This window comes from Mesorhizobium sp. B2-9-1 (genome assembly GCF_006439455.1).
GTDB lineage: Bacteria > Pseudomonadota > Alphaproteobacteria > Rhizobiales > Rhizobiaceae > Mesorhizobium.
The window spans coordinates 224,065-238,449 of sequence record NZ_VFTP01000005.1; the positions used below are offsets into that span (position 1 = coordinate 224,065).

The window sequence follows — 14,385 nt, forward strand, 5'->3', positions numbered from 1 at the left end:
GTTTCACCTGCCCGCCAGGCCTGAGGCGATGCCCGGCATTTCCAGATCGATATCGATCCTGAGCGGGAAATGGTCGGACGCCACCTCGCCGATATCGGCGCTCACAGAACGCACCCGCCCGGCCAGCATGCCGCCGACGAAGCAATGATCGAGCCGTCCTTTCGCCAGCTTGCCGTCGATGATCTTTTCGTGCGTATGGAAGTCCGGCCTCGGCTCGCTGGCGACGGCTGCGGCATCGACGAAGCCGTCGATATAGGCAGCGCCGCGATGGTAGGGCGTATTGCCGACGATGCGCCGGTATTCGGCGCTGCCCGGCTCCATGTTGAAGTCGCCCAGCCAGATCGCCGCCAACGGATTCTCCGGTTCCGGCTGGCCGTTCGACCAATTGCGCTGCGGCTCGTCGTCGACGCCGCTCCAGGGGCCGCCGTCGGACGGCGCGCGGCGATGCTCGGCAAGCAGATAGTCTATCTGCTCCAGCCGCTCCTCGGCCGCGATGTGAGCGAGATGCAGCGAGAAAAAACGCACTGGCCCCGCCGGCGTGCGGATCATGCATTCCAGCGCCGCGTTGCGGGTGTTGAGCGGTCTCAGCGTGCGCCGCAGCGGCAAAGTGTGCAGGCGCGACCAGACGATCGGCAGCTTCGACAGCACCATCGTGCCGAACTGCCGTCGGCGGTTGACGACGCGGCCATCCCGCTTCTCGCTGGCATCCATGTCGAAGGCCGGGCCGTAGGCCCAGTAATAGCCGGGCAGCAAGCTGGACAGGATCTCGGGCTGGTCGTCCTCGTTGCTGCGCTGCCAATGCCGCTCAACTTCTTGCAGCGCGACGATATCGGCGCCGTCCACCAGCCTGGCGCAGCGGCTGAGATCGTAGCGCCCGTCGCTGCCGTAGCCATACTGGATATTGTAGCTGATCAGCTTCATTGATTAACCGGCTCACTTCTAGTGATCGCAGTAGCGCCCCGCCCCTTGCGTTGCAATGGACCGGCGGGGCAAGCGGAATAGTCCAGTGGAAATCGGCGAACCGGCGCTCTAATACGTCGTCAGCGGCTGGAAGCTTCCGGCGGGCGACGCCGCAAGTTCCGACCAGTCGATCTCCTCCTCCAGCCGGTGATAGGCCTCGTCGCCGATCGTGCCGTTGCTGCGCAGTTCCTCCAGCGTGTCACGCTGCCGCTTGATGGCATAGAGGCGCAACCGGTCGTATTCCGTCGCGGCCTGCGCGTCGTCGGGATTTTCGGCGATCCGCCGCTGCGCCTCGTACTGCTCGCGCACGACGGCGGCAGCCGACGAGGTCTTGCGGCTCAGCACATCGAGCGCGGCCTGCATGATGGCGACGCGCGCCTCGGCCACCTCGCGATCGATCGTCGTATCGCGCGGGAAATTGAGCCAGCGCAGCAGGACCTTCAGGCTCATGCCTTGCAGCACCAGCGTGCCGAGCACGACCGCGAAAGCGGCGAGCACGATCGGGTCACGCCCGGGAAAGCCGGCCGGCAAGGCAATGGCGGCGACCAGCGTCACCAGCCCGCGCATGCCGCACCAGCCGACAAGCACGGCACCGGCAAATGTCGGCGCATCCTGCTTTTCTTCCTCGCTGTCGTTGCGGGCAAACCATCGGATGATCGCGACATATCCCGCCACCCAGACGAGGCGCGCCACGACGACGACGGCAAGAACCGTCGCGGCGAAGACGAATGCCTCGCCTTGCCCATCGCCGGCAAGCCGGCCGATAATCGACCGTGCCTGCAGGCCCATCAGCACGAACGCCAGCACGTTGAGCACGAACACCGCCGATTCCCAGACCGAATAGGCGCTGACGCGGCGTCTTGCCGACATGCGGCGCGGCGTGGTGCGCGCGATGGTGATGGCATAGACGACGATGGTGATGATGGCGGAGAGGCCGAGCTTGTCGGCAATGATCCAGACGGCGAAGGTTCCGGCGAACTGCACCACGGTGCTGCTTGCCGCGTCCTCGATGCGTGTCAGCGTGAGCCGCGACGCTCGGCCGAACAGATAGCCGGCGATAACACTGCCGACCGTCGCAAGCAGGATGACGGGCACTGCGTCTTTGAGCATGAGCGTGCCGATGGCGGCTGAAACCGATATCCGGTAGATCAGCAGCGCCGTGGCGTCGTTGAGCAGGCTCTCGCCCTGCAGGATCGCAGTCAGACGGTGCGGCACCTTGAACTGATTGAGCACCGCGCTTGCGGCGACCGCGTCCGGCGGCGCGACGATGGCGCCGAGCGCGATCGCCGCCGCGATCGGCAGGCCGGCCATCTGCCAGCCGACAAAGGCAACGACCAACGCGGTGAAGACGACCGCGCCAAGCGCCAGCAGGGCAAGCGACAGCCGGTAGCGCTTCAGGTCGCGCAGCGAGGTGTCATAGGCGGCATCGAGCAGCACCGGCGCGATGAACAGCGCCAGCGCCAGTTCCGGATCGATCTCGATCGTCGGCGCGCCCGGTACGAAGGCAAGCCCAACTCCGGCAAGCGCCAGCAGCGATGGGTAAGGTACCTCCAGCCATCGCGATACCGCCGTCAGCGCGACGGCGATGAGAAGCAGGATCAGGGTAAGTTCGAACAGCGCCATGGCTTATCGTAGCGATGGAACCAGGCGTTTGGCACTGCAAAAGTGATGGTGAATGGTGAATGGGTATCATCAGAAGATCTCGAGCACGTAAAGTGCTGATCGCCGTTCACCATTTACTATTCACCATTCACTCTTTCCCTAATGCAAAACCAGCATATCGCCGGACGAGAACGAAATGTCCGCCTTGTCGCCTACGACGGGCGGCGGCGTCGTGGAATTGTTGAAGGTATCGAGCGATACTGTGTTGCCGCCGATGCCGACGCGCACGCGTATGACTGAGCCAAGGAAATGCACTTCGGCGATCTCGCCCGAAAGGCTGGTGTCATGGCCGGGCTGGCGCCCCAGCGAGATGGCTTCAGGCCGCAGCGCCAGCGACAGCGTGTCGCCTGACTTCGAACCGTTGAGCTTGCCTTTCAGCGAGACTTCCTGCGAGTTGACTTGCACCTTGCCGGACGCGGCGTCGGTGACCTTGCCCTCCAGCACGTTGAGCGTGCCGACGAAATTGGCGACGAATTTGGTCGCCGGCCGATTGTAGATCTCGAACGGCGTGCCGACCTGCTCGGCCTTGCCGCCATACATCACCGCGATGCGGTCGGAAATCGACAGCGCCTCTTCCTGGTCATGCGTGACGAAGATGGTGGTGATGCCGAGCTTCTTCTGGATCGAGCGGATTTCCTCGCGCAGCGACACGCGCACCTTGGCGTCGAGCGCCGACAGCGGCTCGTCGAGCAAGAGCAGCTTCGGCTTCGGCGCAATCGCCCGCGCCAGCGCGATGCGCTGCTGCTGGCCGCCGGAAAGCTGGTAGGGATAGCGATCGGCCATCTGCGGCAGCTTGATGATGTCGAGCATCTCGGCGACCCGCCTGTCGGCATCGGCCTTCGGCATGCCACCGACCTTCAGCCCGAAGGCGATGTTCTGCGCCACCGTCAGGTTCGGGAACAGCGCGTAGGCCTGGAACACCATGCCGACATTGCGCTGGTTGGGCTTCAGCCTGGTGATGTCCTTGCCGCCGACGACGATCTTGCCGGCCGAGGGCTCCTCGAAACCGGCGACCATACGCAACACCGTGGTTTTGCCGCAGCCGGACGGCCCCAGGAAGGAGACGAATTCGCCCGGCTCGACGTCGAGATTGAAATCCTCCACCACGGTGGTGGCACCGAAGGATTTTCGAACGTGCTGGATGGAGAGGAATGGGTCGGCCATGGCGTGGTTCTCTCGATCAATTTGGGCGGTTCGCCGACTTCGGCGCGAAGCGGGACAGGATCTGGATCAGCGACATGCAGCCCCAGGTGATGGCGAAGGCGATGATCGCAAGTGCAGCCGGCTCATAGGCACGATTGGCGCCGATATTCTGCAGGTAAGGGCCGAATGCCGGCCGATTGAGCAGGCTTGCCATGGTGAATTCGCCGATGACGATGGCGAAGGTGAGGAAGGCACCCGACAGCACCGCGATCAGCACGTTGGGCAGGATGACGCGGGTGATGATCGTGCCCCATCCGGCGCCAAGGATTTGGGCTGCTTCCGTCAGCGTCCTGACATCGATGGTCCGAAGACCGGTGTCGACGGCGCGGTACATGTAGGGTAGCGCCAGCGTCGCATAGCCGATCACCAGCAACGCGCTTGCGCCGAGATCGCTGGCCAGGAACGGCAGCGGCGAATTCGAGCCGTACATACGGATATAGCCGAAGACGATGACGATCGCCGGAATGACCAGCGGCAGTAGCGTGATGAACTCGACGACCGGCCTGATTTGAGGCAATCGGAGACGGATCCAGTAGGCGGCCGGCACCACGATCAGCACGCCGAGGATGATGGTGAAGATCGCGGCGACCACCGAATACAGGAACGTCGCTTGGAAGCGCGGATCGCCGAGCACGACTTGATAGGCGTCGAAGGAATGGACGCCGCGCCGCATGCGCAGCGAAAACTCGAACGTCGCCAGCAGCGGAATGAAGAAATAGGCCGTGCCTATACCGAAGACGACCCAGGCCCAGAATTTGCCCGACTTCATTTCAGCCACCTCTCGGAACGGGTCCGGAACCAGATGTAGAAGACATTCGCCAGTCCGGTGATGACGATCATGCCGAAGGCGATCGCGTAGCCGAGTTGCGGGTTGTGCAGCACGTCGCCGTTGATCTGCGAATAGAGCTTGATGGGGACGATGTTGAGCTGCGGACCGGCGAACGCATAGGCCGTCGCGATCGCGCCGAAGGCATTGGCGAACAGAAGGATGACGGTGCCGAGGAAGCTCGGAAACAACACCGGTATCACCACCATGCGCCAGTACTGCCACTGGGTGGCGCCAAGCGTCGCGGCAGCCTCGTTCCATTCCTTCTTCAAGCCGTCGATCGCCGGCACGATGATCACCACCATCAGCGGGATCTGAAAGAAGAGATAGACCACGATCAGCCCCCACGTGGTCAGGAAATTGAATCCCAGCGCATAGATGTTGAGGTTGAATATGTCGCGCAGCAGCACCGTCACGATGCCGACGCGGCCGAGCGTTGCGATGAACGCGAAGGCAAGCGGCAAGCCGGCAAAATTCGAGGCGACGCCCGAGAAGGTCAGCGTCGCGGAGCGAACCCAGCTGGGCAGGCCGCCGCGCACGATGGCCACGGCAATCGCCAGTCCGGCGAAGGCGCCGACGATGGCCGACCAGAAGCTGATCTTGATCGAAACCCAATAGGAATTGGCGATCGAAGGATCGCTGACCAACTGCAGGACGTTGTCGAGCGTGAACCCGCCTTCCCCGGTCTGAAACGCGCCGATGACGAGATACAGCGTCGGCATGATCAGGAACATCAGGGCGAAGACGAAGAACGGCGCCACGCCGATCCATTGCGTCGGCAGGCGGAAAGCAGTCGCTTCGGTCGGCGGCGCGGGCTTGGTGGCAATAGACTGATTTGAAAGCGATAGATCGGTCATGCCCGGGCACCGTCTTCGAGGGAAACCCGGGCGGCCAGGCGGCCGCCCGGTGCATTTCAAGTCCTACTTGACGTTGGCGCCGACAGTGGCGTCCCAGTTCTTGCTGATGGCTTCCTTGGCCTTGCCCTGCTCGTCGAGCGTCGGGAAAGCCGCCGAGGCATAGGACTCAGCCGGCGGCAGCTTGGCCAGCACGTCCGCCGGGATCTTGCCGTTCTTGGCGAGATCGTTGAAACGGATCGGGTGGCAATAGCCCTTCAGCCAGCCGACCTGGCCTTCGTCGGAATAGAGGTACTCCATCCACAGCTTCGCGGCATTCGGATGCGGCGCGAAGGCGCTGATCGCCTGCACATAGACGCCGGCGACGACGCCGGTCTTAGGCACGATCACGTCGACGGGCGGGTTGCCCTTCAGCGTGTCGCGGCCGGCGAGCGCGTTGTAGTCCCAGTTGATCAGGATCGGCGTCTGGCCCTGAGCCAGGGTCGCCGGCTTGCCGACGACCGGAACGAAGTTGCCGGCGGCGTTGAGCTTCTTGAAGAACTCGAGGCCGGCTTTCCCGGCAGCTTCGCCAGCGGCGGCACCCGACGACAGGCCGGAGGCATAGACCGCCTGGATGGCCTGGTTCGACGCGCGCGGGTCACCGGCGAGCGCGACCGAATTGGCGAATTCCGGCTTCTGCAGGTCGGCCCAGTCGGTCGGCGATTCCTTGACCAGGTCCTTGTTCACCATGAACGACAGCACGCCGTAGTAATCGCCATACCAGGCACCATCGGCATCCTTGGCGCTGTCCGGGATCGAGTCCCAGGTCGACACCTTGTAAGGCATCAGCAGGCCGTCGGCCTTGGCGGTCGGGCCGAAGGACAGGCCGACGTCGATGACGTCGGGCGCCTGCGGACCCTTGTTGTCCTTATTGGCCTTGATCGCCTCGACCTCGTCGCCCGAGCCGGCGTCGGGATTGAGCTCGTTGATGGTGATCCCCGGATACTTAGCCTTGAAACCGTCGATCACTGCCCCGTAGCCACACCAGTCATGCGGAAGCGCGATGGTGGTGAGCTGGCCTTCAGCCTTCGCGGCCTTGACGAGATCGTCCAGCGAATCCGCGGACGAAATCACCGTCGACGCAAAGAGCGCCGCGGCCGAGAGGGAAAGCACTTTCCCCGTGAACTTGAACATGTGTTCTCTCCGTTGAACTGGCGCGTTTAAGCGCCTGCGATGCGGGTATCGTTTTCGTGTGACAGCCGGATGAAGGCTTTTTGAAACCCGATCCCCGCGGCGAAAAAAGTTAACTCTTTTTAACGGACTGTAGCAATTAGCCCGCGCTTAATTTTCCGGCTAATGGTTATTCACCTTGCCCTTTGCCTTCTCCCTTCCCCTTTGGAACGCCTCTTCAGTCAACTCTTCGGCATTGAAAGCCGGCTCTCAGACGGAGCCGGCGATCGCATTGTCGAGCAGCGTCAGCGCCGCCTTCTTGGTGAGCTTGACCGGGTTGCCGCCGGCGGTCGGGTCGACTACCGCCATGTCGGCGATCAGCGTCTTGCGCTTCTTGTCCATGTCGAGGCCCTTGATCAGGCCGGGCAACGCATGCGGCACCTTGAGCTCCTTGCGCAGCTTGACGATCGCCTTGGCGAAGCCGTCGAAGCCGCCCTTGATGCCGCAATAGGCGGCGAGCCTGGCGATACGGTCGTCGATCGCCTCGCGGTTGAAGGCCAGCACATAAGGCATGAACACGGCATTGGTCATGCCATGGTGGGTGTCGTAGAGCGCGCCGATCGGATGCGACAGCGAATGGATTGCGCCCAGCCCCTTCTGGAAGGCCGCGGCGCCCATGGCGGCGGCGCTCATCATATGGGCCCGGGCAACCAGATCCTTGCCGTTGGCGAAAGCCTTGGGCAGGTTCTCGAACACCAGCCTTATGCCTTCCACCGCGATGCCGTCGGCCATCGGATGGTAGCCCGGCGCGCAATAGGCTTCCAGGCAATGCGCGAGCGCATCCATGCCGGTGCCGGCGGTGATGAAGGACGGCATGCCGACCGACAGCTCCGGATCGGCAATGACGATCGCCGGCAAAAGCTTCGGATGGAAGATGACCTTCTTGGTGTGGGTCTCCTCGTTGGTGATGACGCCGGCGCGGCCGACCTCGGAGCCGGTTCCCGCCGTGGTCGGCACCGCGATGATCGGCGCGATCGCGTCCGAGTTGGCCCTGGTCCACCAGTCGCCGACATCCTCGAAATCCCATACCGGGCGCGTTTGCCCGGCCTGGAAGGCGATCAGCTTGCCGAGGTCGAGCGCCGAGCCGCCGCCGAAGGCGATGACGCCGTCATGCTTGCCCTTCTTGAACACGGCGATGCCTGCGGTGAGGTTGGACTCGACCGGATTCGGCTTCACCTCCGAAAACACGCCGTAGGGGACCTTGGCCTCGTCGAGGATTTTCAGCGTCGATGCGACGACCGGAAGTTTTGCCAGGCCCGGGTCGGTGACGAAGAGCGGGCGCTTGATGCCCGTGGCAGCCAGCACGTCCGGCAGTTCCTTGATACGCCCGGCGCCGAAACGGACGGTGGTGGGGTAGTTCCATTTGGAGATCAGCTTGGACATGTCTTGTCTTTCAAAAGTCAGATTGCTTCGCGCAGGTGATAGGATTTCGGCCGGGTCAGATTGTCATAGCCGATGGCCGAGAGCGCGGCGCCCTTGCCGGTGTCCTTGACGCCGGTCCAGACCAGCGCCGGGTCGAGATAGTCGCAGCGGTTCATGAACACCGTGCCGGTCTCAACGCGGTCGCCGATGGCCACCGCGCGCTCCGTGTCTCGCGTCCAGATCGAGGCGGTCAGCCCGTATGGGCTGTCGTTCATCAGCGCGATCGCCTCCTCGTCATTGCGCACCTTCATGATGCCGACGATCGGCCCAAAACTTTCCTCGCGCATGACGCTCATCTGGTGGTCGACCCCGGTCAGCACTTCCGGCGCCAGATAGGGCGAGCCTGGCCTGTCGTTCTCGACCTTCATGTTGATATGCGCCTTGGCGCCCTTGCGCAGCGCCTCGGCTTTCTGCTCGCGGATCAGGTCGGCGAAGCGTGGCTGCGCCATCGGCCCCATGGTCGTCGCCTGTTCCAGCGGATTGCCGACGACATAATTCCTGGTCTCGGCGACAAAACCCTCGACGAACTCGTCATAGATCTTTTCGTGCACATAGACGCGCTCGATACCGCAGCAGCACTGGCCGGAATTGAAGAAGGCGCCGTCGACCAGATTGGCGACCGCATGATCCATCTTGGCGTCGGGCAGCACATAGGCGGGGTCCTTGCCGCCGAGCTCGAGACCGAGCGTCATGAAGGTGCCGGCCGCGGCCTTCTCGATGGAGCGGCCGCCGCCGACCGAGCCGGTGAAATTGACATGGTCGATCTTGCCGGAGCTGAGCAGCTTCTCGGTCTGGGCGTGGTTCATGACCAGGTTCTGGAACAGCCCCTTTGGCAGGCCGGCCTTATCGAAAGCCTGCTGGAAGCGCTCGCCGACCAGCAACGTCTGCGCGGCATGCTTGAGGATAACGGCACTGCCCGCCATCAAGGCCGGCACGATCGTGTTGACCGCGGTGAGATACGGATAGTTCCAAGGCGCGATCACCAGGACGACCCCGAGCGGCACCTTCTTCACATAGCGGCGGAAGCCGTCCTTCGGGTTGGAAGCCAGCACCGGCTTCAGCGCGGCTTCGGCGATCTCGACCATATAGTTGGTGCGTTCCTTGACGCCGCCGAACTCGCCGCCATAGCGCACCGGCCGGCCCATCTGCCAGGCGATCTCGGGCACGATCTCGTCTGTCATCGCAACCAGGGCTTCCAGCATCGCCAACATGTATTTGCCGCGCTCGACGACCGGCGTCTCGGCCCATTTTTCTTGCGCCGCCCTCGCGCGCTCGACCGCCGCGTTGATCGCCTGGTAGCTCGCGACCGGCCGCTCGGCATAGATCGAGCCGTCGATGGGGGATTTGAGTTTCACGGTTTCCAATTAAACGCTCTCCAGTTTGTCAGCAGGCAATGGCTCGAACGTGGCCCTGGGCTGCATAAGCCAGAATGGCCCGGTCTCGCGTTATGATCGTCTGATCGCGCTCTCTTGCAGTGGCTATGAGCATCCGGTCGACGGGATCGTTGTGCACCGTGCCAGGAAGATGGGACGCAGCCACAAGGATGCGGGGAGTGACGCCTTCCACCGTAACGGCCGCCGTCTCCACGAACTCTTCGAACCAGCGTTCGGGAGTCCTGATGGAGGGCAGCCTGCCTTTTGAGACCAGCATTCCGATTTCCCAAGCCGACATGACCGAGACAGCGATCGTACAGGCGTTCTTTCGTGCACGGTTCACCGCTTCAATCGCCGTTTTGGTGACCGGCTGCCGCGCCGACGACCAAAGCACGAAGCAGGTATCAAGCAGCAGCCCGTCATCTGTCATACACTTTGCCCCAGTCGGGATCCGCGGGGGCGGTGTAGTCAACTTCGGGAAGCAGCTTCAGCGTTCCGGCCATGCATCCAAACAAAGGGTCTGCGCCTGGAGGCGGCACGACATAGTTTTCCTTCACGTCGGTATCGTTGTTGAAATCCACATGCCCCTCCATGAAACCCGGTTCGCTTTCCAGCGCAGGGCGAGGCTTTGCGTCCGCAGGGTCGGATGAAGAACCCAGGTGGACCAATATCTCGCTGACGGGCCGATCGAAAACTTCCGCGATCTTGCGTATTTCATCGACTTGCATACGCCGTTCGCCGTTGAAGGTTCGCGACAGCGCGCTGTAGTGCATGCCCAAGCGGACGGCCATGCTGCGAACCGTTAGTTTGCGCTCCCTCATCCTGCTCATGAACCACGCCTTGTCGATGCCAGGCCTGCTTTCCGACAACGTCGCCTCCATGTTGCGGTACTATAACCGCAACATATTGCGAAAATCACAACAACGTCAATACCTCTCAAAGCCCCTGTGCAGCTCCCAATCCGTGATGCGGCGGTCATATTCGAACTGCTCCCAGCGGGCGGTGTGCACATAGTGCTCGATCACGTCGTCGCCGAAGGCGTGCTTCAGCATCTTCGACTTGGCCAGCGTTTCGGTGGCGTCGCGCAAAGTCTTCGGAATCTCGGGCAGGCGCGAGGCCTGATAGGCGTCGCCGACGAACGGCTTCTGCAGCTCCAGCTTCTCGTCGATGCCGGCGAGGCCGGACGCGATCAGAGCGGCGAAGGCGAGATACGGATTGAGATCGGCGCCGCCGATGCGGCATTCCATGCGGATGCCCTTGGTGCCCTCGCCGCACAGCCGGAAGCCGGCGGTGCGGTTGTCCTCGCTCCACATGATCTTGGTCGGCGCGAAGGTTCCGGCCTGGAAGCGCTTGTAGGAATTGATGTAGGGCGCCAGGAACCAGGTGAATTCCTTCGCGTATTTGAGCTGGCCGGCCGCCCATTGCTGGCCGAGGCTCGACAGCGTCCAGTCGGCCTTCTTGTCGAAGAACAGCGGCGTCTTGCCGTCCGCGCTCCACAGCGAATTGTGGATGTGGCTGGAATTGCCGGCCAGCCCGTAATTGTACTTGGCCATGAAGGAGATGGCCTTGCCCTCGGAATCGGCGATCTCCTTGGCGCCGTTCTTCAGGATGACGTGGCGGTCGGCCATCTCGAGCGCCTCGGCATAGCGCACATTGATCTCTTCCTGGCCGGGACCCCACTCGCCCTTGGAATTCTCGATCGGAATGCCCGCCGCTTCCATCTCGTTGCGAAGCCGGCGCATGACGCCTTCTTCCTTGCTGGTGATGCCGATCTGGTAGTCGCCGATATAGGGCGAGGCGCTGTCGAGCCCCTGCCAGTGCTTCTTGCGCGCGGAATCGTAGGTTTCGCTGAACAGGTAGAATTCGAGCTCGGAGGCGAAATAGCCGATATAGCCGCGCTCCTGCAGGCGCTTGACCTGCTTCTTCAGGATCGCGCGCGGCGAGTGCGCCAAATCCTCGTGGTCGTGATGGTCGAGCACGTCGCAGATGACCAGCGCCGTCTTCTCCAGCCACGGAATGCGCCGCAGCGTCGACAGGTCCGGCTTCATGACGAAGTCGCCATAGCCCTTCGACCAGCTCGCCGCCTTGTAACCCGGCACCGGCTCCATATCGATGTCGCAGGCCAAGAGATAGTTGCAGCCATGCGTCTCGCCATACGCGGAATCGACGAAATACTGAGCCAGGAAGCGTTTGCCCGAGAGCCGGCCCTGCATGTCGACGATGCAGGCCAGCACCGTGTCGATCTCGCCGTTCGAGACCGCTTTCTTCAATTGATCGAACGAGAAATTCCCGGCCATTCCTTTGGCACTCCAGCGCTTGTCGATTGAAAGGGAGAAACAAAACCATGGCCGGCATTGCGCCGGCCATGATCATGAAGCGAAGTGTCAGTGGCCGGTCTCGCCGACCGCCACTTCGGCTGCCGCAATTTCCGCCTGACGGCGAGCAATATCGGCCCCGATCGGCGGGCCTTTGAACCGTTTGGATTCTATGCCGAACCACAGCACCGCGAGAAGGATGATCAAGCCGATGGCATAGTTGATCAAGATATCGAAGGGCGGCTGGATACCGGCATACATCAGGATCAGCACGCCGAGGATGGTGATGATCGCGAACGGCTTGGACCACATGCCCAGACGGAACGGACCGAATTCGGTCCAGCTCTTGCCTTCCGCAAAAAGGCCGGCCGCCACCGGCATCGCATAGGACACATAGAGGAACAGCGCGCAGCCGGCCGCCAAAGCCGCGAAAGCCGGCGAGTAAAGCGTCGCTGCGATCGAGAGGACGGCTCCAAGCCAGATCGCCGCCACCGGCGTGCGCCATGTCGGGCTGACGGTTTTCCACATGGAGGAGCCGGGCAAGCCGCCATCACGCGCGAAGGCGAATATCATGCGCGAGGTGGAGGTCAGTCCGGCCAGCGCGCAGATGTAGTTTGCTACCACGATCGCGATGGCGATGATGCTCTTCAACCAAAACGGCGCCGGCAGGTTGTTGAAGAGGTTGAACCAGGCGTTGCCACCATCCTTGGCGGTAGCGGCCAGGTCCCGGCTTGCCAGCACGAAGGAGACGGCCATGACGAAGCCGAAGATCAATGACCAGAGAACCGAATGGATCATGCCGCGCGGCACTGCCACCCGGGCGTTGTGGGTCTCCTCCGAGGTATGGGCGGAGGCGTCAAAACCGGTGATGGTGTATAGTGGATAGAGAAGACCGATCAGGAAGGCGACCAGCGCCGTCCGTGCAGTCGGCACATAGCCGCCACCCGCATCGCCCGTGTTGTTGACGAAGGTGGTCAGTCGCGAGAAATCCCAGCTCGCGCCCCAGATCAGGAACATCGCGGTCAACACCACCGCGACGACCAGGATGAGATAGCCCGAAAAGTCGGTCAACGCGGTGGTCAACTTGATGCCGAAATGGTTGAATAGCGCCTGCGTCACCGTGATGATCACGACCCCGATCACCTGCTCCTGATAACCCCAGGCCGACACATCGTGGCCGAACACACCGGCCCAGACGAGGTCCTTAAAGAGCGCATAGACGCCGACATTGACCGAGGCAACAACGAAGATCAGGCCAAGCAGGTTGATCCATGCCGTGGCCCAGCCCCAGCCACGCCCGCCAAGGATTGAGGACCAGTGGTAAAGACCGCCCGCGGTCGGATAGGCTGAGCCGATCTGGCCGAGGGAGGCGGCGACGACGAGCGCGAAGACGCCGCCGATGGCCCAGCCGATAGTCGCCTCGAAACCGCTGCCGGTGGCCATGGCCAGCGGGAACGAGGTGATGCCACCCGCCAGGATGCAAATGATCGAGAAGGAAATGGCAAAGTTGGAGAAGCCGCTCATGCGGCGAGCCAATTCCTGGGCGTATCCCATGCTGTGAAGGACTTTTACGTCCTCGGACTTGTCGAATTCTTCAGGTCTCATTTTGGAAGTCCCCTATCTGGTTCTTAGCTGGCCGATTGTACTGACTTTCCCATTGCGCGTTGTCGGGAGCCCCTGGCCTCGTCGGGCTCCAGATTCGAGAATATGCCGGTGAGCAGATCCGCCCATTTCCGCTGCCCGGTCTCGCCGGAGATTTCGTCGTTGCGGATTTCGATCATCGCGCAGGCAAGGCCGCGCGAACGCGCGTGCCGCTCCAGCGTGAAATAGACGCGGTCGGCCGGCGAATAGGGTTCGTTGACGCCGACGGTGACGCCGGAGAGCCGCTGCAGCGCCGATATCAGCGGCGCCGCCAACCGGCGATCCTCGTCATGGATGATGCCGATATGCCATGGCCGGCTCTTGCCCTTATAGACCGGCGTGAAGGAGTGCACCGACACCAGCCGCGTCTCCTGGCCGCGCGCCAACCGCTCGTCGATGATCTGGGCGATCGTATCGTGGAAAGGGCGCCAGGCCAGGTCGACGCGCGCGGCGCGCTGCTTGTCGGATAGATCTGTGTTGCCCGGGATGGCTGTCGTCTCGCTAATCGGCGGCACGAGGTCCGGCGCGTCGAGCGGCCGGTTGCAATCGATGACGAGCCGCGACACGCGGGTCTCGATCAAGGTGGCATCGAGCGCTTCGGCCATACGGCGGGCGACGGGAAGCGCGCCGGGGTCCCAGGCGATGTGGCGCGAAAGGTCCTCAGCCGGCAGGCCGAGCGTCCCGAATTCGGCGGGCAGGACGTTGGAAGCGTGGTCGCAGGTGAAGACGAAGGGGCTTGAACCGCCGGGGTTCGTCACCCTTACGGTTTCAGACGGTGCAAGGCTGGTGGGCCGTGCTCTCTCCATACTGCCGTCCCCTGGGGGGGGCGCTGTATCGAATGTTACGTATTTTGTCTCATTGCGTCCCTATGAATGATTTCATACAGTTTGACCGGCTTTGTCAAACGCGAATTCGGGAAA

13 protein-coding genes are annotated in these 14,385 nt (G+C 62.6%); all 13 read right to left on the reverse strand.

Annotation, left to right across the window (positions count from 1 at the left end; all coding sequences use genetic code 11):
• Positions 1-3 precede the first annotated feature (3 nt).
• A complete protein-coding gene (locus FJW05_RS13080; protein ID WP_140632500.1) occupies positions 4-921 on the reverse strand; it encodes an endonuclease/exonuclease/phosphatase family protein in 918 nt (305 codons plus the stop codon).
• Positions 922-1,029: 108 nt separating this feature from the next.
• Positions 1,030-2,583: a sodium:proton antiporter gene (locus tag FJW05_RS13085; protein WP_140632503.1), complete on the reverse strand. Its 1,554-nt coding sequence runs from the start codon at positions 2,581-2,583 to the stop codon at positions 1,030-1,032.
• Positions 2,584-2,721: 138 nt separating this feature from the next.
• Complete coding sequence (locus FJW05_RS13090; protein ID WP_140632506.1) at positions 2,722-3,786, reverse strand: ABC transporter ATP-binding protein; 1,065 nt, start codon at positions 3,784-3,786, stop codon at positions 2,722-2,724.
• Between the two features lie 16 nt (positions 3,787-3,802).
• Positions 3,803-4,594: an ABC transporter permease gene (locus tag FJW05_RS13095; protein ID WP_140632509.1), complete on the reverse strand. Its 792-nt coding sequence runs from the start codon at positions 4,592-4,594 to the stop codon at positions 3,803-3,805.
• Positions 4,591-5,385 (reverse strand): ABC transporter permease subunit, encoded by a 795-nt coding sequence (locus FJW05_RS13100; protein WP_224524636.1) that lies wholly within the window; start codon positions 5,383-5,385, stop codon positions 4,591-4,593. Before FJW05_RS13100 ends, FJW05_RS13095 begins: the two co-directional genes overlap by 4 nt.
• 186 nt (positions 5,386-5,571) lie before the next feature.
• On the reverse strand, positions 5,572-6,678 hold the full coding sequence (locus FJW05_RS13105; protein ID WP_140541890.1) for an ABC transporter substrate-binding protein: 1,107 nt from the start codon (positions 6,676-6,678) through the stop codon (positions 5,572-5,574).
• A 246-nt stretch (positions 6,679-6,924) separates the two neighbouring features.
• Complete coding sequence (locus FJW05_RS13110; RefSeq protein ID WP_140632512.1) at positions 6,925-8,097, reverse strand: iron-containing alcohol dehydrogenase; 1,173 nt, start codon at positions 8,095-8,097, stop codon at positions 6,925-6,927.
• 17 nt (positions 8,098-8,114) lie between these two features.
• Positions 8,115-9,500: an aldehyde dehydrogenase family protein gene (locus FJW05_RS13115; protein ID WP_140632515.1), complete on the reverse strand. Its 1,386-nt coding sequence runs from the start codon at positions 9,498-9,500 to the stop codon at positions 8,115-8,117.
• Between the two features lie 19 nt (positions 9,501-9,519).
• Positions 9,520-9,939 (reverse strand): type II toxin-antitoxin system VapC family toxin, encoded by a 420-nt coding sequence (locus tag FJW05_RS13120; protein ID WP_140632518.1) that lies wholly within the window; start codon positions 9,937-9,939, stop codon positions 9,520-9,522.
• On the reverse strand, positions 9,929-10,378 hold the full coding sequence (locus FJW05_RS13125) for a helix-turn-helix transcriptional regulator (protein WP_181164932.1): 450 nt from the start codon (positions 10,376-10,378) through the stop codon (positions 9,929-9,931). Before FJW05_RS13125 ends, FJW05_RS13120 begins: the two co-directional genes overlap by 11 nt.
• Positions 10,379-10,435: 57 nt before the next feature.
• On the reverse strand, positions 10,436-11,806 hold the full coding sequence (locus FJW05_RS13130) for a glutamine synthetase family protein (protein WP_140632524.1): 1,371 nt from the start codon (positions 11,804-11,806) through the stop codon (positions 10,436-10,438).
• 87 nt (positions 11,807-11,893) lie between these two features.
• Complete coding sequence (locus tag FJW05_RS13135; protein WP_140632527.1) at positions 11,894-13,429, reverse strand: amino acid permease; 1,536 nt, start codon at positions 13,427-13,429, stop codon at positions 11,894-11,896.
• 23 nt (positions 13,430-13,452) lie between these two features.
• Entirely contained in the window at positions 13,453-14,271 is an 819-nt protein-coding gene (locus FJW05_RS13140) for an N-formylglutamate amidohydrolase (protein ID WP_140632530.1), read from the reverse strand.
• Positions 14,272-14,385: the final 114 nt, after the last annotated feature.

Excerpts from the sequence above, each read along its gene's own strand:
- FJW05_RS13080 (WP_140632500.1), bottom strand. The coding sequence starts at position 921 with ATGAAGCTGATCAGCTACAATATCCAGTATGGCTACGGCAGCGACGGG.
- FJW05_RS13085 (WP_140632503.1), bottom strand. The coding sequence starts at position 2,583 with ATGGCGCTGTTCGAACTTACCCTGATCCTGCTTCTCATCGCCGTCGCG.
- FJW05_RS13090 (WP_140632506.1), bottom strand. The coding sequence starts at position 3,786 with ATGGCCGACCCATTCCTCTCCATCCAGCACGTTCGAAAATCCTTCGGT.
- FJW05_RS13095 (WP_140632509.1), bottom strand. The coding sequence starts at position 4,594 with ATGAAGTCGGGCAAATTCTGGGCCTGGGTCGTCTTCGGTATAGGCACG.
- FJW05_RS13100 (WP_224524636.1), bottom strand. The coding sequence starts at position 5,385 with ATGTTCCTGATCATGCCGACGCTGTATCTCGTCATCGGCGCGTTTCAG.
- FJW05_RS13105 (WP_140541890.1), bottom strand. The coding sequence starts at position 6,678 with ATGTTCAAGTTCACGGGGAAAGTGCTTTCCCTCTCGGCCGCGGCGCTC.
- FJW05_RS13110 (WP_140632512.1), bottom strand. The coding sequence starts at position 8,097 with ATGTCCAAGCTGATCTCCAAATGGAACTACCCCACCACCGTCCGTTTC.
- FJW05_RS13120 (WP_140632518.1), bottom strand. The coding sequence starts at position 9,939 with ATGACAGATGACGGGCTGCTGCTTGATACCTGCTTCGTGCTTTGGTCG.
- FJW05_RS13130 (WP_140632524.1), bottom strand. The coding sequence starts at position 11,806 with ATGGCCGGGAATTTCTCGTTCGATCAATTGAAGAAAGCGGTCTCGAAC.
- FJW05_RS13135 (WP_140632527.1), bottom strand. The coding sequence starts at position 13,429 with ATGAGACCTGAAGAATTCGACAAGTCCGAGGACGTAAAAGTCCTTCAC.
- FJW05_RS13140 (WP_140632530.1), bottom strand. The coding sequence starts at position 14,271 with ATGGAGAGAGCACGGCCCACCAGCCTTGCACCGTCTGAAACCGTAAGG.